Annotated in this window: 21 protein-coding genes; 9 read left to right on the plus strand and 12 right to left on the minus strand. The window is 64.7% G+C overall.

Annotation, left to right across the window (positions count from 1 at the left end):
- Positions 1–19: 19 nt before the first annotated feature.
- Positions 20–1,177: a DUF1217 domain-containing protein gene (locus ACXAG6_RS18635; protein ID WP_475339384.1), complete on the plus strand. Its 1,158-nt coding sequence runs from the start codon at positions 20–22 to the stop codon at positions 1,175–1,177.
- A 17-nt stretch (positions 1,178–1,194) separates the two neighbouring features.
- On the opposite strand, the gene ACXAG6_RS18640 is transcribed toward ACXAG6_RS18635, so the two are convergent.
- Positions 1,195–2,193: a hypothetical protein gene (locus tag ACXAG6_RS18640; protein ID WP_475339385.1), complete on the minus strand. Its 999-nt coding sequence runs from the start codon at positions 2,191–2,193 to the stop codon at positions 1,195–1,197.
- Between the two features lie 14 nt (positions 2,194–2,207).
- Complete coding sequence (locus tag ACXAG6_RS18645) at positions 2,208–2,450, minus strand: hypothetical protein (RefSeq protein WP_475339386.1); 243 nt, start codon at positions 2,448–2,450, stop codon at positions 2,208–2,210.
- Positions 2,451–2,591: 141 nt separating this feature from the next.
- Between ACXAG6_RS18645 and ACXAG6_RS18650 the strand changes: the two genes are divergently transcribed.
- The 5 genes from ACXAG6_RS18650 (at position 2,592) to ACXAG6_RS18670 (ending at position 5,835) form a co-directional block, all read left to right on the plus strand.
- Positions 2,592–3,305 (plus strand): M48 family metallopeptidase, encoded by a 714-nt coding sequence (locus ACXAG6_RS18650; protein WP_475339388.1) that lies wholly within the window; start codon positions 2,592–2,594, stop codon positions 3,303–3,305.
- 113 nt (positions 3,306–3,418) lie between these two features.
- Positions 3,419–3,781 carry a diacylglycerol kinase gene (locus tag ACXAG6_RS18655; RefSeq protein ID WP_475339389.1) on the plus strand — a complete coding sequence of 121 codons (363 nt, stop codon included), beginning with the start codon at positions 3,419–3,421 and terminating at the stop codon, positions 3,779–3,781.
- 56 nt (positions 3,782–3,837) lie between these two features.
- The gene (lfb1, locus tag ACXAG6_RS18660) at positions 3,838–4,179 is read left to right on the plus strand and encodes an LIC10280 family protein (RefSeq protein ID WP_475339390.1); all 342 of its coding nucleotides are present in this window, start codon (positions 3,838–3,840) and stop codon (positions 4,177–4,179) included.
- Between the two features lie 83 nt (positions 4,180–4,262).
- Positions 4,263–4,607, plus strand: coding sequence for a DUF6455 family protein (locus ACXAG6_RS18665; protein WP_475339391.1), 345 nt, complete (start codon positions 4,263–4,265; stop codon positions 4,605–4,607).
- Between the two features lie 262 nt (positions 4,608–4,869).
- Complete coding sequence (locus ACXAG6_RS18670; protein ID WP_475339392.1) at positions 4,870–5,835, plus strand: hypothetical protein; 966 nt, start codon at positions 4,870–4,872, stop codon at positions 5,833–5,835.
- On the opposite strand, the gene rimO is transcribed toward ACXAG6_RS18670, so the two are convergent.
- Complete coding sequence (gene rimO, locus ACXAG6_RS18675; protein WP_475339393.1) at positions 5,808–7,223, minus strand: 30S ribosomal protein S12 methylthiotransferase RimO; 1,416 nt, start codon at positions 7,221–7,223, stop codon at positions 5,808–5,810. The genes ACXAG6_RS18670 and rimO overlap by 28 nt on opposite strands.
- Positions 7,224–7,231: 8 nt before the next feature.
- Entirely contained in the window at positions 7,232–7,750 is a 519-nt protein-coding gene (locus ACXAG6_RS18680; protein WP_475339395.1) for a GNAT family N-acetyltransferase, read from the minus strand.
- Between the two features lie 101 nt (positions 7,751–7,851).
- On the opposite strand from ACXAG6_RS18680, the gene ACXAG6_RS18685 reads away from it, so the two are divergent.
- Positions 7,852–8,409 (plus strand): hypothetical protein, encoded by a 558-nt coding sequence (locus ACXAG6_RS18685; protein WP_475339396.1) that lies wholly within the window; start codon positions 7,852–7,854, stop codon positions 8,407–8,409.
- A gap of 54 nt (positions 8,410–8,463) precedes the next feature.
- Here the strand turns inward: ACXAG6_RS18685 and ACXAG6_RS18690 are convergent, their stop codons facing one another.
- From ACXAG6_RS18690 to ACXAG6_RS18710, 5 genes are all read right to left on the minus strand, one after another.
- On the minus strand, positions 8,464–9,225 hold the full coding sequence (locus ACXAG6_RS18690) for an ABC transporter permease (RefSeq protein WP_475339397.1): 762 nt from the start codon (positions 9,223–9,225) through the stop codon (positions 8,464–8,466).
- Positions 9,222–10,163 carry an ABC transporter ATP-binding protein gene (locus tag ACXAG6_RS18695; protein ID WP_475339398.1) on the minus strand — a complete coding sequence of 314 codons (942 nt, stop codon included), beginning with the start codon at positions 10,161–10,163 and terminating at the stop codon, positions 9,222–9,224. The genes ACXAG6_RS18690 and ACXAG6_RS18695 overlap by 4 nt, the downstream gene beginning before the upstream one ends.
- Before the next feature lie 107 nt (positions 10,164–10,270).
- Entirely contained in the window at positions 10,271–11,290 is a 1,020-nt protein-coding gene (locus ACXAG6_RS18700; RefSeq protein WP_475339400.1) for a nucleotidyltransferase family protein, read from the minus strand.
- 80 nt (positions 11,291–11,370) lie between these two features.
- Positions 11,371–11,967 (minus strand): GcrA family cell cycle regulator, encoded by a 597-nt coding sequence (locus ACXAG6_RS18705; protein WP_140015663.1) that lies wholly within the window; start codon positions 11,965–11,967, stop codon positions 11,371–11,373.
- 55 nt (positions 11,968–12,022) lie between these two features.
- The gene (locus ACXAG6_RS18710) at positions 12,023–12,952 is read right to left on the minus strand and encodes a DMT family transporter (protein ID WP_475339401.1); all 930 of its coding nucleotides are present in this window, start codon (positions 12,950–12,952) and stop codon (positions 12,023–12,025) included.
- A 233-nt stretch (positions 12,953–13,185) separates the two neighbouring features.
- Between ACXAG6_RS18710 and ACXAG6_RS18715 the strand changes: the two genes are divergently transcribed.
- Complete coding sequence (locus tag ACXAG6_RS18715) at positions 13,186–14,367, plus strand: acetylornithine transaminase (RefSeq protein ID WP_475339402.1); 1,182 nt, start codon at positions 13,186–13,188, stop codon at positions 14,365–14,367.
- Positions 14,364–15,290 (plus strand): ornithine carbamoyltransferase, encoded by a 927-nt coding sequence (argF, locus tag ACXAG6_RS18720; RefSeq protein WP_475339404.1) that lies wholly within the window; start codon positions 14,364–14,366, stop codon positions 15,288–15,290. Before ACXAG6_RS18715 ends, argF begins: the two co-directional genes overlap by 4 nt.
- 182 nt (positions 15,291–15,472) lie before the next feature.
- Here argF and ACXAG6_RS18725 read toward each other — a convergent pair whose 3' ends face one another.
- The 3 genes from ACXAG6_RS18725 to ACXAG6_RS18735 all read right to left on the minus strand — a co-directional run bounded on the left by ACXAG6_RS18725 (position 15,473) and on the right by ACXAG6_RS18735 (position 18,691).
- Positions 15,473–16,606, minus strand: coding sequence for a LysM peptidoglycan-binding domain-containing protein (locus tag ACXAG6_RS18725; RefSeq protein ID WP_475339405.1), 1,134 nt, complete (start codon positions 16,604–16,606; stop codon positions 15,473–15,475).
- Positions 16,607–16,629: 23 nt separating this feature from the next.
- Positions 16,630–17,229 carry a rhodanese-like domain-containing protein gene (locus ACXAG6_RS18730; protein WP_475339406.1) on the minus strand — a complete coding sequence of 200 codons (600 nt, stop codon included), beginning with the start codon at positions 17,227–17,229 and terminating at the stop codon, positions 16,630–16,632.
- Between the two features lie 244 nt (positions 17,230–17,473).
- Positions 17,474–18,691 carry a bifunctional folylpolyglutamate synthase/dihydrofolate synthase gene (locus ACXAG6_RS18735; RefSeq protein ID WP_475339521.1) on the minus strand — a complete coding sequence of 406 codons (1,218 nt, stop codon included), beginning with the start codon at positions 18,689–18,691 and terminating at the stop codon, positions 17,474–17,476.
- Between the last annotated feature and the right edge of the window lie 11 nt (positions 18,692–18,702).

Consider the following 18,702-nt stretch of genomic DNA (forward strand, 5'->3'; position numbering starts at 1 on the left):
CAGATGTGAAGCCCTCCTGATGTTCGCACCTATCGTCCCCACCGGCGGCCTTCTGGGCTGGCAGTTCTTGCAACGTACGCAAGAGAGCCAGCAGCAAACGCTCGCAAACTCGGCCAGCGTGCAAAGTGACATGGCTGTCTTCGAAGAGCGGATCGCCAATGTGGAAACGGCGGAAGATCTGGTGAATGACTTCCGCCTGCTCCGTGTCGCCCTCGGGGCCTTTGGCCTGTCGGATGATATCGGCAACAAATACTTCATCCAGAAGGTGCTTGAAGAGGGCACATCAGACCCTGCGGCACTGGCCAACCGCCTCTCCGACACCCGCTACCTGAATCTCGCCGAAGCCTTCGGCTTTGGCGCTTATGGAACGCCCAACAACGGCTTCGCCGCCGTCGAGGCCCAAATCCGCGCAGGCACCGATACTCTGCCGCCCAACCAACGGCAGGAGGCTGGCGATCAGGCCATGCAGCTTGTCGACCGGCTCAAAGCCCTGTCCGACGAGATGAGCAGCGCGCCGGGCTCCAATGAGGTGGCCGCGCTGCGCGACGAGGTTGATGCGCTTTGGCCGGAGGTCATGGGCAACCGCAGGATGCGCAAAGCGATGCTCTCTGCCTTCAACGTGGCCGAGGGATTTGACGCGCTCGATCAAGGTGTGCAGATTGAGGTGATGCGCCAGCAGGTCTTCGGCCTCTTCGAAGACAGGCCAACCGAGCAGCTCACCGCCTTTATCGACCGGATCAAGCAAAACTATACCTCGCGGCAGTTTGAGGTGGCAGTTGGCGAGCAGGCCTCCGAGCTGCGCATCGCCCTCAATCTTGAGCGCGAACTGCCCGCCATCGCCGCCGATCCGGACGACAGCAATGATACCAGCTGGCTCAAGATCATGGGCAGCGCCGCCCTCCGCGAGGTGTTCGACAAGGCCTTTGGCCTACCCACAGCCTTCGCCGCCCTCGATCTTGATCGCCAGTTGGAAACCTACAAGGCCCGCGCCACTTCGCTCTTCGGGTCTGACGAGGTTTCCCAATTCGCTGATCCGGAGCAGCGAGAAAATCTGATCCGCCGCTACCTCGTGCAAACCGAGCTGAGCGGCGAGGCTTCGGGCGCAACCTCCACCAATGCGGCGCTCACCATCCTCAGCGGCGTCAACAGCAACAACCTGTTCAGCCTGCTGACCTGACTGCCACCGCCCGAGGGTTAGCTCCCAAGCGCTACAATCCTCTGGCTATAAGCCGCCCGAAGGCAGGGCACGCTGGCCCCACAGCCATTGCGCTGTGCCAGCCAATCCCTCTGCCCCGCATCAAGTTGCCGTTTCCCGGCAGCGCTCAAGCGCCCGCGACGGCTGTAAAATAGCGAGGCCATCCGCTTGTCGAGATCGGCCAGTTCGACGCTGCCGCAAATGGCATATTCGGTTGGCGTGCCTGCCCGGTCGCAATTGAAGCTCGGGTCAGGGTCGCGCCCAGTGATCCGCGGATCCGGGTCGGGCACGGGCGCCGGGTCTGGTTCGGCGGCCACACGTGGCTCCGTCACAGGCACCCGCGGCGTGGCCTCAAGCCGGGGCGCGGGCGGTTCTGCCAAGCCCGGCAAGGCAGCGTATCCCTCAAGCTCTGGCCCGAAGGTCGAAAAAGTTTCAATCCCGCTGTCGCGCAGCTCATCGGGCGGAAACCAGTAAATCCGGTCATTCGGCGTTTCCAGCATCCGCACCATGAACAGGCTCGGCACATCGTATTCCTTGAGGTAGTCGAAGATCTGCGCCGCAACCGATTGCGCATCGGCCTCCGCCGCCGGCCCCGTCACCGCGCCGCCCGAGGTGAATTGGTGCACCCCCAGCCGCCCATAGGCCCGCCGCGCCTTGCCTGCCACAAAGAGGAAGGAGCAGGCCGAAGCGCAATCGGCCTCCGGCGGGATCACCGTCGAAAGCGCCCGGTCAAAGACAATCGCCGAAAGCTCCAGCCCCTGATGCACATTCCCACCCGGCGAGGTCAAAAACAGGGTGTCCACCTCGCCATGCTCACGCAGCGCCTTGCGCAAATCGAAGGTCGCGCCGCGTTTGATCTGGCCATTGAGCACCAGCACATTTGGCAGTGCAGGCGCGTGGCGAAACGCGCCGTAGGTCTTGACCTCTTGCGCCACACCCGGGGCCGCGAGAGCCAAGAGCCCCGCGACGATGCCAGCAAAGGTCAAAACCCGGCGCATCTCTTCTTCCCCCCTCAGCCCTGCTGCGCGCGCCGCAGCTGATACACCCCTTCGGGCAGGTCCAGTGCCGCCGCAAGATCGCGGAGCTGGCTCAACGACAGGGTGATTTTCTGCACCTCGTCCTGCCGCGGATCGAGTTGCTCGATGGTCACGCAATCCTCAAAGGCCTGAATGGTCACATCTTCCTGCAAATGTGGGCCCGGCTCATCGACCAGCGTTATCACCGTCGCGTCAAAATCGTGTTCGATGGTAAACATGCCCCCAGCCTAGCCCGCCGCCCTGCCCCTGTCAGCCGCGAAACGCGCAGGCACCCTCTCTGGGCATCAAGGGGCTACAGCGCAGTGCAACGGCCTGCTATTCTGCCCGGCGAAAGAGCAGTCAGGCAGAGTCAGAGGCCCATGATTAAACATCTATGCGCAATTTTAGCGCTGGCATCCCTCACCGCATGTGTCGAGGTGCCCTCCGAGCCACAGCAGCCCCCAAGCCAACCCACACCCTCCGCCGCGCCCGCCAGCCTCGACGCCAACCGCGCGGCGCGCAACTTTGTCACCGTCGTCAAACGTGTGGAGCCGGTGGCTGAGCGCGAGTGCCGCGCCCGCCTGCCCCGCGCCGACTGCGATTTCCTCATCATCGTCGATGACCGGCGCGGCCAGCCCGCCAACGCCTACCAGACCGAAGACAAAAACGGCCGCCCGGTAATCGCCTTCACACTCGCGCTGATTGCAGATGCCCGCAATCAGGATGAGCTGGCCTTTATCCTCGGCCACGAGGCCGCGCACCACATCAAGGAGCACATCCCCCGCACCCGCGAAAGCGCCACCTTCGGTGCGCTGGTGCTGGGCACGCTGGTCGGCGTGGGCGGCGGCGGCGATGCTGCGGTGGAGGCCGCCACGCGAGTTGGTGCAGGCATCGGCGCGCGGCGGTTCTCCAAGGAATTCGAGCTGGAAGCCGATGCGCTCGGCACGATCATCGCCAAGAAAGCGGGCTTCAACCCGGTGCGCGGCGCGCAGTATTTCACCCGCATTCCCGACCCGGGAGATGTGTTTCTCGGCAGCCACCCGCCCAACGCCTCGCGGATCGAAACCGTGCGCCGGACCGCCGCCAACATGTAGCGCCCTCGCGCCACCACCTGCCCCATTTGCAGCCCTATGCTGCGGCAGGCTTCAAAAACCGCGCCTCCGCCGCTATCTGAAAGCAGGGGCGAGAGGTCAGACGAGGGCAGCGGATGTTCAAGCAGCAAGTGAAGCGGATCTGGCTCCGCGCCAAATGGTCGTGGGAGGGCTTCGCCCACGTCTGGAGCACCGAGCATTCCCTCAAGCAATGGATCGTCACCTACCTCGCCTCTTCCCTGATGGCACTGATCCTTCCAATCTCGGCCGGGGAGAAGGCCCTGCTGCTGATGGGCGGCATCCTCGTCTTTGCTTTCGAGTGCCTCAACACGGCCATCGAGCGCACCGTTGATCACATCTCGATGGAGCGTCACCCGCTGGCCAAACAGGCTAAAGACACCGCCTCCGCCGCCGTCGCCCTCGCAGCCATCGCCGTGGGGCTGGCCTGGCTGGTGATTCTACTCGGGCTTGCTTTTTAAAGCACGTCGCGGGCAAGCTTAGAGGCATTTAGCCCCAAGCCCTCAGGAAAAAGCCCATGTTCACACGCTCCACCGCTTTCGCCACCGCCAGCCTCCTCTGCCTCGCCCTACCCGCCTTCGCCGAAGGCCTCTCTGGCCGCTACGCCGTGGCCGGGATGAACCCCGATGGCAGCAAGTACACCGGCACTGTCGATCTGGTCGAAAATGGCGGCGCCGTCAGCATGACCTGGCAGGTTGCGGGCAGCAATTACGCCGGTGCAGGCCCGGTGGACGGCAAGGTCATCACCATCCGCTGGGGCGATCCGGAGCCGGTGTATTACGTCATCACCCCAACGGGCGAACTCCACGGCACATGGGCCGGCGGCACCGCGCTGGAAAAACTCACGCCCCTGCCCTGATACCCCGGTTTGACCTGAGTCAAAGACGGTCGCCGCCCGTTTTGCAAAACCTGTCCTGCGAACCGGAACAAGGACAGGCCGCGATGAAACCTCTCGGAGACGAACGCACCCACTACCTGCTGGCCATGGGCATGGCCAAGGCCACCCGCACCGATCTGGCGCAGGCGATGGAAGAGGGCGCGCTCGACAGCGAGGCATGGTCCGCCATGGTTACCCGCTGCCGCGGTTGCGGCTGGGCCGAAGACTGCGGCAAATGGCTCGACACCGCCATCGAAGACGGGGCCTCTTGCCCCCCCACCTGCGTCAATCAGCGCCGCTTCCTTGAGTTGCGTAAAAAGTCCGAGAAGGCCCGAAGAGACTCTGGCATGGCCGTCGATCGCGCCAGCCAGGCACTGGCCCGCGTGAAGGCGCTGCGCCAAAGCCGTTAAACTTTAACTCAGAGACATGCCGGCAGGGAGAGAGAGGCGGGACAGGGACCCGCTTCGCCGGCATCGCGAGGGGTCGGTGACTGGGGAGCCACCGACCCCGTTACCTTCCTCTAGCACGGCATTCGGCACGATGGACTTGGCAGAAAACCAGCCAGCGGAGCCCGGTGATGCGCCCGGGCCTCGCCCTCCGCGCTGCGAAGTTTTACTTGAGCCGAATCTTTGCGTCCTGTCACTCTGACAATGACAGCGGAGGACGGTTGCGATGGACCATGTGTGGGAAATCTTTCAGGAAAGTCACGCGGTGCAGTCCGCCTTCACCGGCAGCCTCACCCGCACCCGGCAATTCGTGGAGGATCACGGGGAGGATGCGCTCGTGGCCATGCGGGGCGTCGTGACGCAGGCGCCCCTGCCCGAGCGCTTCGGCACGATGTCCGACGCGGGCGATGCTGTCGATGCGCTCGCGTTGCTTGCCGCCGCCCCTCACGGCAGCCGCGCCCGTCCGCGTGACCCCGACAAGATCGACCTTGCGATCTCCGAGCCCGATCCGCGCGTCGACAACCTCATCGGCTGGTGGGCCGCCACCTTCGGAGCCTTCGAAAAGACCGGACGCACCTCCAAGGTGCTCGTCTACGTCCCGGTTATCGACTACGAGGCCCATGAGGATGTCGAGAAGGCGCTGAGCATCGAGGTCGACTTCCGCCGCAGCGAGGCCCAGAACGGCAAGCTCAGCCTGAAGCTGCACAACGTCGGCCTTACGGCCAACGCCGGCACGAGCCTGACAGTCGACATGCACATGGCCCCCCGTTACGGCCGCTTTCAGGTGGCCGTGCCCGTCGAGATGGACTTGATCGAATACAGGGATCAGGCCACCGGCGATCTGCGCCACAGCGCGCAGGTCACGCATTACTCCCCGCCGACAGTGCTGACGCCCGAGGACGGCCGCGCCTTCGTCACCGTCGCGCCACGCGCCAAGCCGCTCCTGCCGGTGCTCTTCCTGGGCGGCGCGGAGCCCGACAGCACGTCGCTCAGTATCGAGGAGACGCGCGGACTGGAGGCGACGGCGGAGCACAGCCTGGGTGAAAAGATCAAGCTGGAACTGGAGTACAAGGTCACCGCCGATAGCCGGGTTTCCGTGAAGGCCCTGAAGAACAAAGAGCGCGACGACCGGCTCCAGCTGCATCAATGGGCCGACTCCGCCGGTTACTTCCGGGTTTCCGCCGCCACCTGAGGCGGGCGACCGCCGGTTACGAGCTGGCCCCAGAGGTCGTATTCGCTGGCCTCGTCCACATCGACCGTCACGATATCACCGGGGCTCAGCCCTTCCGCGCCCTCGTCGATAAAGAGGTTGCCATCTATCTCCGGCGCATCCGCCTTGGTCCGGCAGGTCGCCACGCCGTCCGCGTCCACCTCGTCCACGATCACATCCATCCGCTGGCCGACCTTCGCCGCCAGCTTGGCCTCGCTGATCGCTTGCGCCTTCTCCATGAACCGCGCCCAGCGCTCTTCCTTCACCTCGGCGGGCACATGATCGGGCAGGTCGTTGGAGCGCGCCCCGGCGACATTCTCGTATTGAAAACACCCAACACGATCCAGCTGCGCCTCATCCAGCCAATCCAGCAAGTGAGCAAACTCTTCCTCGGTCTCACCCGGGTAGCCCACAATAAAGGTGCTGCGCAGGGTGATATCGGGGCAAATGCTCCGCCACTCCGCAATCCGCTCCAGCGTCTTCTCGCCATGCGCCGGCCGGGCCATGCGCTTCAGCGTCTCGGGGTGGGAGTGCTGGAAGGGGATATCAAGGTAGGGCAGCACCAGCCCGTCCGCCATCAGCGGAATGACCTGCCGCACATGCGGATAGGGGTAAACGTAATGCAGCCGCACCCAAGCGCCGAGGCTGCCCAGATCGCGCGCCAGATCGGTGATATGCGCCCGGTGCCCGCGCTCTTCGGCGTGCTTGATGTCCACGCCATAGGCCGAGGTGTCTTGGCTGATGACCAGAAGCTCCTTTACCCCTGCCTCCACCAGCCGCTCCGCCTCGCGCACCACCGCATGCGCCGGACGGCTCACCAGCCGGCCGCGCATGTCGGGGATGATGCAGAACTTGCACTTGTGATTACAGCCCTCCGAAATCTTCAGGTAGCTGTAGTGGCGCGGCGTCAGGCTCACGCCGCTCGCAGGCAGCAAATCCACAAACGGGTCGGGCGCGGGGGGCACCGCCGAATGCACCGCATCTAGCACCTGCTCGTATTGGTGCGGCCCGGTCACCGCCAGCACCTTCGGATGCGCCCCGGTGATGTATTCCGGCTCCGCGCCAAGGCAGCCCGTCACGATCACCCGCCCATTGGCCGCCATCGCCTCACCAATCGCATCGAGGCTCTCGGCCTTGGCCGAGTCGAGAAAGCCGCAGGTGTTCACAATCACCGCATCGGCCCCGGAGTAGTCGGGCGAAATCCCGTAGCCCTCGGCTCGCAGCCGGGTCAAAATCCGCTCGCTGTCCACCAGCGCCTTCGGGCACCCGAGCGAGACCATGCCAATGCGCGGCTGCCCCTCACGGGGCGCCTCACCGAATTTCGGGCGTGGGGCAAGGTCGGGGCGCAGGTCGGGCGGATTGCTGGACATGGAGCGCGCTATACAGGCGCTTGCCCCTTGGCGGAAGGGGGCACGACGCGGCGAAAGGTGATCGAGGTCGGCCTGTCGTAGCCTTCATGCGCCGTGCGGGCGACCTCCTCAAAGCCCAGCGCCGCAAAGGTGGCGTGGTTTTCCACCAGTTCCACCCGGCTCTGCAATTCCAGCGCCTCAAAGCCGCCGTCCCGCGCCATCTCCTCGGCCAGCGCCACCATCTGCCGCAACAGCCCGCGCCCGCGCAGCTGTTCGGTCACCGCCAGCTTGCCAAGATAAAGCACCGGGCGACGCGGCGCGGCAAAGCCGCAGGCCACCACGCGGGCGCCGTAGCGCACCAGCATCAGCACCTCCCGCTCCGCCTTTTCCGCCAGCCCCTCCGGGGTGAGCGCAGCAAGCGAGGAAGGCGGGTCAATCCGCCCCTCCATGAAGGCAAAACTCTCCACCAGCAGCCGGTGCACCCCAGCCCAATCGGCAAAATCCTGCCCAGCCACCTCGGCCCGCATCTTCAAATCGCGCCTCCGCATCCCCATATCATTCCTGCGCAGCGGAAATTCAGGCCGCACTCGCGCTTCAAGTCATAGCAATCGCCCCGCTTCGGGCGAACCCAATTGAGAGAGATGTTAAAATGTCTTTGATACAAGACGTCGATCGCGCGATCTCGACAGCTGCCATGCAGCACCTCCGCTTCACCGTAGCCGGTCGCAACGTGACCCCCGCCATCTACCAGCCCGTCCGCGACAAGATCGCCGATAACACAATCACCGCACGGCGGGCCGGCCCGGCTGGCGTTTGCGGCGTTTACCGCTTCGGGCCCAACAGGTTTGATCTCGGCTTCACCGCGGTGGACGGAGACCCGTTCAGGGCCGCGCTGGTGGTGCATGAGTCCACCCATGCCGCCTTCGACTACATCGCCCAACCAATGCCGGTGAAGGTCTCCGAGGCGCTCGCCTACATTGCCCAAGCGCTCTACTTCTATCATTCCAATCGGCAGGCCATCGAAGAGTCAGACGAGCTGACCCTCTCCGAGCCGCTCAACACCGCCTACGCCGTCTCAGAACCCGCCCGCAGCGAGGCGCACACCTTCACCGATGAAGAGTTGGCCCCGCTCTACGAGGCGATTGATGCCGATTCGCACTACCACGGGCGCGGCGACGACGATGAAGGGATAGACGGGATCGAATGATCCTGTCTCAGCGCGCGGGCCGCCCGTCCTCCCCCAGCGGCCCGCGCCTATAATTCACGGCTTGATGCGCCAGCCGGTCTTGAAGATCGCATAGATCGCCACGAGGCAGACCACAAAGAAGCCCGCCACCGCCACCAGCGATATGCCCACCGGCACATCGGAGATGCCAAAGAAGCTCCAGCGGAAGCCGCTGACAAGGTAGAGCACCGGGTTGAAGTGGCTCACCGTCGCCCAAGCTGGCGGCAGCATCGAGATCGAGTAGAACGACCCACCAAGAAACACGAGCGGCGTGACCACCAGCAGCGGAATGAGCTGCAGCTGCTCGAAGTTCTTCGCCCAGATCCCGATGATGAAGCCCAGCAGGGCAAAGCTCACCGCCGTCATCACCAGAAAGGCCAGCATCCACACCGGATGCAGAATGTTCAGCTCAACAAAGAAGCTCGCCGTAATCATGATGATCCCCGCGATAAACAGCGCCTTGGTCGCCGCCGCGCCAACATAGCCGAGAACCACCTCGATAAAGCTCATTGGCGCGCTCAGAAGCTCGAAGATCGTGCCGATGAACTTCGGAAAGTAGATGCCAAAGCTCGCGTTGCTGATCGACTGTTGCAGCAGCGTCAGCATCACCAGCCCCGGCACGATGAAGGCGCCGTAGCTCACCCCCTCCACGCTCTCGATCCGCCCGCCAATGGCCGAGCCGAAGACCACGAAGTAGAGCACCGTCGAAAGCACCGGCGACACGATGCTCTGGGTCACGGTCCTGAAGAACCGCGTCATCTCAAATCGGTAGATCGCCGCAATCGCCCGCCAGTTCATTGCGCGGCCTCCTTCTGGTCCTGGTTCTCTTCGACCAGCGAAAGGAACACATCCTCAAGGCTCGACTGGCGGGTGGAGAGATCGGTAAATTTCAGCCCGGCAGAGGCTAGATCGGCCATCAGCCGCGTCACCCCGGTCGACCCGGCGGTGGTGTCGAAGGTATAGGTCAGCCGCGTGCCGTCCAGCTCAAGGTCATAGCCCTGCAGGCTGTCAGGCAGCGCCGCGGGCGCTTCTGCCAGTTCCAGAACCAGCTCCTTACGGCCAAGGCTCTTCATCAGCTTGTCCTTGTCTTCCACAAGCAGCAGCCGGCCCTTGTCGATCACCCCGATCCGGTCGGCCATCTCCTCGGCCTCTTCGATGTAATGGGTGGTCAGGATGATGGTCACGCCCTCGCTGCGCAGCTCGCGCACCAGCGCCCACATGTCCTTGCGCAGGTTCACATCCACGCCCGCCGTCGGCTCGTCGAGGAACAGCACGCGCGGCTCGTGGCTGAGCGCCTTGGCAATCAGCACCCGCCGCTTCATCCCGCCCGAAAGCTCGTTGTTGCGGCTGTCCTTCTTGTCCCAAAGGCTCAGGCTCTTCAGCACCTTTTCCAGATGCGCCTCGTCCTTCTTCTTGCCGAACAGCCCGCGCGAAAAGCGCACCGTGTTCAGCACCTTCTCGAAGGGCTCAATCGAAATTTCCTGAGGCACCAGCCCGATCATCTCGCGCGCCGCGCGGTAATCGGTTGCAATGTCATGCCCGCCCACCGTCACGCTGCCGCCCGTGGGCGTCACCAGCCCGCAGACTGCCGAGATCAGCGTGGTCTTGCCCGCGCCATTGGGCCCGAGCAGCGCAAGAATCTCACCTTCTTCGATATCCAGATCGACGCCATGCAACGCGGTGAACCCGTCGTCATAGGTCTTTTGCAATCCCTTGATGGAAATGATCGGGGCCATGATGCGGCCTCCTTCCCTCGTTATGTCAGGGGGAAAGGTGTAGCGCCGAAAGCCCCCACGGCAAGACCGACCGGTTCAGTTTCTTGCGCCCTGCTGACAAGGGACTGTCAGCATTCCGCCAACAGGGCGGTGCTTTCCGGCATATGTTTCAGCGTCTTGTCGATCAGCGCACACCATTTCGGCCCACCGGCCCGCGCCTCGTCCCAAGCCTCCGCCAACTCGCCCGGCCGGTCCTCCGCCAGCGCCGCGATCAGCAGCGCCGCCTGCGCGCGGTCCTTGCGCGCCTTGATCGCATCCCGCCCCTCCCGCCGGGCCGCGACGATAAGCTTGTGAATCGCAAAGGCCTCGGGTCGCGGGATCTGCACCAGCACGCCCGAGCGGTAGAGCCCAACCGCAGGGATGGGCCGCGCCAAGAGGAAGTTCAGGTAATGCAGCGATTGTGCCGATACGCCGAGAGAAGGCAGCGGCTTAAGCCCCTCGTCCGCCTCGAAGGACGGCGTGAGGAACTCCACCATGGTGCTCTTGTCCGTCTGGCGCCACTTCCAGACCTTGCCCTTGTTCAGCGACGGCACGGGATCAAACGACAGGTCAGAAAGAACCTTTGCCATCGGTTCGGAAACCGTGTCGGCCACCGCGACCGAAAGCCGTTCGAAACTGGCGATATCCACATCGCCCGTCATCGCGGCAGCGTCGGTGCCGACCCTCAGGCCAAGTTCGCCCTCATAAAGCCGGAACGCCATTGTGCCTACCAGCGTTCCGCCAAGGCGAAACACCCCGATCCGGGCCATCGCGGCCAGTAGGCTTCCGGTGCCCGCATCCATCTGGGTCAGGCCCTCGGCCCTGAGCAAACGCACGAGACGGATGCGCTCCTTGTCACGTGCCGCAGCCTCGGCCTTGATCTCTGAAAGACGCTCCAGACGGGTGCGAAGGTCTTCGGTGTCTTCCCCGATATAGGCGTGCTTCATCTGATTACCGACGCGGTAACTGTCGTACCAGAAGGACTTTCCGCCCCGCACATGCTGGGTCGCCTTCCCCTTCAACTCCGCAACCGCATCGTCACGATGCAACCGAAGCAGGTCGTGGTAGGCAACATTTGCAGTGGCAGAAGTTCGGATCAGAGCAGCCATGCATAGCAAAATACATTTTTGATATGCAAAGCGTCAACGGCTTTGCATATCAAATTCTATTTTTGCTATGCAAGCGCCCGTCAGCGGCGGCGGTCCCGGCGCGAGCTCATCGGCTGGAAGGCCACACCAACGTGGGCTTCGCAGTAGGGCTTGCCCTGTTGCACAGAAAGCCCGCAAAACCAGAAGTCTTCAGTCGCCGGGTCGCCGATCGGCCATTTACAGGTCCGCTCGGTCAGCTCCATCAGGCTGAGTTTCTTGGCCTTCTTCTCAACCTCGCGCACCGAGGCCAGCGCCTCGGGGCTGATCTCGTTGGCCGAGGGCTGTGGCGGCAGCGGCTGGCCTGCGGGGATGATCGCCTTGCGCGCGGCACTCATCGGAGGCGCGGCGCTCTGGGTTGCAGGCTCTTCCTTGGCGGGCTTTTCCTTGGCCGGTTCAGCAGCCTTCTGCGGCTTGGCCTTCGCCTTCGGCTTTGCAGCCGCCGGCTTTTCCTTCGCGGCGGGTTTTGCCGCCGGCGCGGGCGAAGCCCCCGTCGCACGGTTCGAAAGCCCAAGCCGGTGCACCTTGCCAATCACGGCATTGCGGGTCACCCCGCCCAGCTCCTTGGCAATCTGGCTGGCCGACTGGCCTTCGCCCCACATCCGTTTCAGGGTTTCCACGCGCTCATCGGTCCACGACATTGGCCCGTCATCCTTTCAACTGAAAAGCGGCCCGCCACCGGGCCGCTTGTTTCCCTTATTTTACTACGCCAGCGCCCGGGTGCAACCCAACCGGGCGCTTTCTACCTTCTCTCCAGGCCAGCAGTAGCGCGCCCGCCACGATCACGCCCGCGCCAAGGTAGCTCACCCAGCCGGGCAAAACGCCAAAGACCACCGCATCGAAGATCGCGGCAAAGACCAGCGTGCCGTAGGTGAACGGAGCGGCAAAGGAGGCTTCGGCCCGCGCCATCCCGTTGATAAAGAGAGTCTGGGTCAGCGCCATCGTTACCCCAACCCCCGCCGCCGCGCCCCATTGCAGCCCGGTCGGCATCTGCCATCCCGCTGCCACGGCAGCCACCGAGGCAATCACCACGCCGATGCAATTGTTCACCAGCAGAATTTGCAGCCGCCCCTCCCGCCCGGTGAGCTTCTTGATCCAAATCGCCTCCAACCCCATCGAAACCGCCGCCCCCATCGCCAGCAGCGCCGCAGGCTGAAAACTCGCCGGGGTGGGCCGCAGCAGAATGGTCGCGCCGGTCAGGGCAATCGCCACCGCGCCCCAGCGCACCCAGCCCACCCGCTCACCCAGCAACAGCACCGCAAAGATCAGCGTAAAGACAGGGCTGGTGAAGGTGAGCGCCGTGGCGTCGGCCATCGGTATATAGGCCACCGCCGCGAACATTAAAGTCACCCCGCCCCAACCGCAGCCGGTGCGGGCGACATGCAGCCCCATATGCGGGCGCGTCAGCCGCGGCCGCATCACCGCCGCCGCCATCGCAAACACCATCAGCGCAAAGACAAAGCGCCCCTGGCTCACCTGAAAGGGCGAAAGTGCCGGGCCAAGCGCGTCGGTCGTCAGCGACTTGGCAAACAGCGTGGAAAGCGCAATGAAACAGGTCGAGGCCACGATGCAGATCGCCGCAATCAGGTTGTCCGGCTTGACCGGGATAAAGGTGGCGTCACGCATCAGGGATCCGGGGGTTTTATGCTCCCCGCATAGATCGTGCTTCCCAAGGCCGCGTCAATGCGCTATCTGCCCCGCCATGACCACTTGCGCCAATATCCGACGCCGACGCCGCGCCTGATTATTCTCGGGCCGCTCCGCCGTGCCCGCCCGCAACCCGGTCCAAACCCCAAAAATCGTTGACGAAAGCCCTTCTCTGAGCCATTTCGGGGCTTCATTCCAGAAAGGACGATCCGATGATCCCCTCCATCCTGCCGACCTACAATCGCGCACCCCTCACCTTCGTGAAGGGCGAAGGCGCCTGGCTGGTGGAGCAGGATGGCCGACGCTTCCTGGATCTCGGCTCCGGCATCGCCGTGAATGCCCTCGGCCACGCCGCGCCCGAGCTGGTGCAGGTGCTCACCGAGCAGGCCGGCAAGCTCTGGCACGTGTCCAACCTCTACACCGTGGCCGAGCAGAAGGCGCTGGCAGACAAGCTGGTGGAGGTGAGCTTTGCCGATACCGTCTTCTTCACCAACTCCGGCACCGAAACCTGCGAGCTGGCCGTCAAAATGGCCCGCAAGTTCCACCACGCGGCGGGCAACCCCGAGCGCATCGAGATCCTCACCTTCGACGGCTGCTTCCACGGCCGCTCCTCCGCCGCCATCGCCGCCTCGGGCTCCGAAAAGATGGTCGGCGGCTTCGGCCCCGTCCTCCCCGGCTTCCGCCACCTCGCATGGGGCGACATGGAGCAATTCGAGGCCGAGGTCGCCAAGCCCGATGTGGCGGCGGTTCTGATCGAGCCAGTGCAGGGCGAGGGCGGCATCCGCGTGCTGCCCGACGACCAGCTCAAGGCCATCCGCGCCGCCTGCACCGCGCATGGCGTGCTGCTGATCGCGGATGAGGTGCAATGCGGCATTGGCCGCACCGGCAAGTTCTTCGGCTTTGAATGGGCCGGGATCGCGCCCGATATCGCCATGTCCGCCAAGGGCATCGGCGGCGGCTTCCCCCTCGGCGCGGTGCTGGCCACCGAGGCCGCTGCGGCGGGCATGGTCGCAGGCACCCACGGCTCCACCTACGGCGGCAACCCGCTGGGCTGCGCCGTGGGCAAGGCGGTGGTCGATGTGGTCTCCGACCCGGCGTTTCTCGACGCGGTCAACCGCAAGTCCGGCCTCCTGCGGCAAAAGCTGGAGGGGCTGATCGACGCCCACCCCGAGGTTTTCGAAAGCGTCCGCGGGCAAGGCCTCATGCTCGGCATCAAGTGCAAGGCCCCGGTGGCCGACGTGGTGAAGGCGGGCTATGACGCCCTCGTCATCACCGTGCCTGCGGCCGATAACGTGGCACGCCTGCTGCCGCCCCTGAACATCACCGAGGAAGAAATTTCCGAGGCCATCACCCGGCTCGACGCCGCCGCAACTGCCGTGGAGACCGCGCAATGAACCACTTCCTCGACATCAACAAAACCGACATCACCGACCTTCGCGCGATGATCGACAATGCCGCCGCCATGAAAAAGGCCCGCGCTGGCCGCCTCAAGGGCCTGCCCGATGACGAGCAGCCGCTGGCGGGCCATATCGTTGCGCTGGTGTTTGAAAAACCCTCCACCCGCACCCGCGTCAGCTTCGACGTGGGCGTGCGCCAGATGGGCGGGCAAACCATGGTGCTCTCGGGTGGTGAAATGCAGCTCGGCCACGGCGAAACCATCGCCGACACCGCCCGCGTGCTGTCGCGCTACGTTGATCTCATCATGCTGCGCACCTTCGCCGAAGATACCCTGCTTGAGATGGCCGAGCACGCCTCGGTGCCCGTCATCAACGGGCTGACCGACCGGACCCACCCCTGCCAGATCATGGCAGACGTGATGACCTATGAGGAGCATCGCGGCCCGATTGCGGGCAAAAAGGTCGTCTGGGCGGGCGATGGCAATAACGTCTGCGCCAGCTTCCTGCATGCGGCAGGCAAATTTGGCTTCGATGTCACCTTCTGCGGCCCCGAACAGCTTGATCCCGAGCGGGTGTTCGTCGACGAGGCCCGCGCCGCAGGCTCCAAGGTCGAGTTCGACCGCGATATCTGGTCCGCCGTCGAAGGCGCCGATCTGATCGTGGCCGATACATGGGTGTCGATGCACGATGCCCAAAGCACCCGCGAACGCCGCCACAACCTGCTGCGCCCCTATCAGGTGAACGAGGACGTAATGGCCGCCGCAGGCGAGCAGGCGCTGTTCATGCACTGCCTGCCCGCGCACCGGGGCGAAGAGGTCACAAGCGCGGTGATGGATGGCCCCCAGTCGGTGATCTTCGATGAGGCCGAGAACCGCCTGCACGCACAAAAGGCCGTTCTGCGCTGGTGCCTCAGCGCCTGAGGCAAGGCAACTCATCAAGACCCTCCGGGCCTTTCTTCGCAGCTGCAAGGAGGGCTCAAACGGCCAGCGCGCCACCCCGAAAACGCAACCACCGGCCGCCTGTTCTTGGAAACGGGGGGCCGGTGGCTTTGGGGGCGTGACTGGTTATTCTGCTTACTCTTTCGCCCTTCGGATGTGCTGTCTCAGCCGGCTGGTATCGTCAGCCGCTGGCCCGCACGGATCTTGTCGGGGCTTAAAAGCGCTTCCCGATTTGCTTCGAAGATCATCGTGTAACGGCTGGTCACGCCGTAGAAGCGATAGGCAATCGCCGCAAGGCTGTCGCCCCGCTTCACGGTGTAGGTCACCGGCGCGTCAAGCTGGCGGACCACGGGGCGCTGCACCGGCGTTGGCACTGCGGCTGCGGCACCGTTTGCGGCCTGTTGGCGCGCACCCGCCTCGGCCCCGGCCCGTGCCGTGGAGGCACTGACCAGCGCGTTCAGCACCAGCGCCGAGTCCACCTGCCCGTCGGGCCGCAACAGGGCCGCCGGCGCGTCAAGCTGCCCGGATGCCGAAAGCCGGTCGATCAGCTCGATCAGGTCTTCATCCGACCGACCCTCTTCGATCGCCTGCGCAATCACGTCTTCCAGCGCCACCACAGGCCCGGCCCCGTTGCCCGCATCCGCCTCTTGTGAAAACTCGGCCCCGAGCCCGTTCAGCACATAGGCTGTCGACCACTCTTGCGCGTCTTCCAGTGCCGATGTCACCTTGCGCGGCCCTTGGCCAAGGCCGATCAACACGTAATCCGTCGTCCAAGAGGCTGCGTCTCTCAGGGCCCGGTCGGATGACGCGCGGGACTTCGTGCTGCGCTCCACGTTCACCAGCGGGCCGCCCATGGCCTCCGGATCGGGGGTGGACGCCACATCGGCAGCGGGCTGCTCCTCTGGCAGCTCATGGCCTAGCCCGGCCAGCACACCCCGGCTGAGCGCTTCCACATCGACGCTTGCGCCCGGCGCCGTGTCTTCGATTGCAGGGGCCGAGAGGGCCACTGCCGCCGCAAGGGCATTCTCATCCGCGAGCGGCCCCTGTTCTTCGGCCGCCACGGTGGCAACCTGCGCCACCTCCAGCGGCTGCACCTCGGGCTCCGGCATCACCGCCGCAGCCTCAACCGGCTCTGCGGCCACATCCTCGGCCCCGCTCGCAAGCTCACCGCTCCGCAGCATCTCGCCGGTGCTTACAGCCTCCGCCGCGCCGCTGTTGCGCCCGATCCCGGGCATGAAGAGCACCGCCGCAAGGGTCGCCGTCAGCAACGCAGAGGCCACAACCAGAGCTCTGAACATGTTATCCTGCCCCCGCATCGCCATCAGGGTTGTGCCACGTTCAGGCCAAGCATCTGCCAAACCTGAATCCCACCACGGTAGTAATGCAGCTTCTCTGCCGGGTAGCCCGCCGAAGAGAGGCTGGCGATGGATTTGGCGGTCTGGTCGCAGCCGGGCCCGGCGCAAAACAGCGTCAGCTCCATTGCGCCATCAAAGTTCCAATTGCCACCGTTCTCCTTGGCCCCCAGCGCCCTCAGAATATCCTTGCGATAGGGATTTTCGGGATCGAGCGTGGTGTAGGGCACGTTCACCGCGCCGGGGATGGTGCCGTTGATGAATACGTCAGGCATCCGGCTGTCGAGCAGCAAGCCCTTGCCGCTGGCCACCGTGTTTTCGAGAAAGGCGATAACCTCCAGCTCGCCCACGGTTTCCACGCCTTCAGCCACATAGACGGGCTGGATGCAGGCGGGCGGGCAGTTCTGCGCCCCCGCGGCTTCGTCTTGCGTTCTTTCAATGGTGATCGCTTCGCCCTTCAGGTCGAAGCTCTTTGAAAGCATGTCTTCCGTAATCCGGATCGGCTCCGCCGCGAGGCTCGAAGCCCCTGTGGCAAATGCCGCCGCAATCGCAACCGCGATCATGCGCATAATATGTCCCCCAACAGCCGGAGCGCCCTTGATTATGGAAATGGCAGACGGACGCGCCTATCCTATACACCGCAAAATGTAGCGAAGTTTCGCCTATGCGGTCAATATAAAGTGTAGCTTTCAAGATACGGTGGCTCGCCCGTCGGCGAGTTTGCGAGTCGTTCCAAGGGGTTACCAGACGCCTAAATTTCAACCGGCTCCGGCAAACTCCCGCCATGGCAGCCACGCGGGCTGATTGCGCGGCTCAGGCCCGCCCGCCGAGCACCGCACCCGCAAGGTAGAGCGAGCCGCAAATCACCACCCGCGCCTCGGGAGAGGTGGCTGCAATTCGCGCAAGAGCCCCCGCCAGATCCGGGGCGATCTCGGCCTGCAACCCCAAAGCTGCCGCCGACTGCGCCACAGCCTCGGGCGGGTGGGCCTTTTCCTCTCCGGGGATCGGCACGGCCACCACTCGGCCCGCCACCTCGGCCAACGGCGCGAGAAACGTCTCGACCGGTCGGTTGGCCAGCATCCCGACCACCAACACCGTCTCCCGGGCATGCAGGTCCGCCAGCCCGGCAGCGAGCACCTGCGCAGCGGCGGGGTTGTGGCCACCATCGAGCCACAGCTCCAGCCCCTCGCGCGGCTCCAACCGCTGCATCCGCGCGGGCCACTCGGCCCGGCTCATCGCCGCTTCCAGCGCCTCTTCGCCCTGGCCCAGTGCCCGCAGCGCCACCACGGCAACGCCCGCATTGGCCACTTGATGCGGCCCACGCAGCACCGGCAGCGGCAGATCCACAAGGCCCGTCTCATCCTGCACCACCAGCCGCCCGCGCTCTAGCGCGCCGTGCCAGTGCTGGCCCTCAACCAACAGCGGTGCGTCCACCCGTGCAGCCGCCCGCTCAATGGCCTCTTCCGCCTCTTCGGCCTGTCGCGCCACCACGGCCCGGATGCCGCGCTTCAATATCCCGGCCTTCTCGCCCGCAATCTCACCCAGCGTCTCGCCCAGATATTCCTGATGATCCAGCGCCACCGGGGTAACGACGCAAAGCGCCGGGCTGTCGATCACATTGGTCGCATCCAACCGACCACCAAGGCCCACCTCCAGCAGGCACCAATCGGCAGGCTCGCGTGCCATGGCAACAAAGGCCGCCGCTGTCGTCGCCTCAAAAAAGGTGATCTCCTCGCCCGCGTTGGCCTCGATCACCTCTTCCAGCACGCCACATAGCGCCTCTTCCGAAATCTCGTGGCCCGCCAGCCTTATCCGCTCGTGGAACCGCACCAGATGCGGCGAGGTATAGGCATGCACCCTCTGCCCGGCCCCCTCCAGCCCGGCCCGCAGCATCGCCTGCACCGAGCCCTTGCCGTTGGTGCCCGCGATATGCACCACGGGCGGCAACTGTCGCTCGGGGTTGCCGAGGGCCGCGAGAAGCCGGTGCATCCGGCCCAATGTCAGGTCAATCTCCGCCGGGTGGAGCCACATCAGCCGCTCCA

Source organism: Vannielia sp. ABF1_015, from assembly GCF_056160745.1.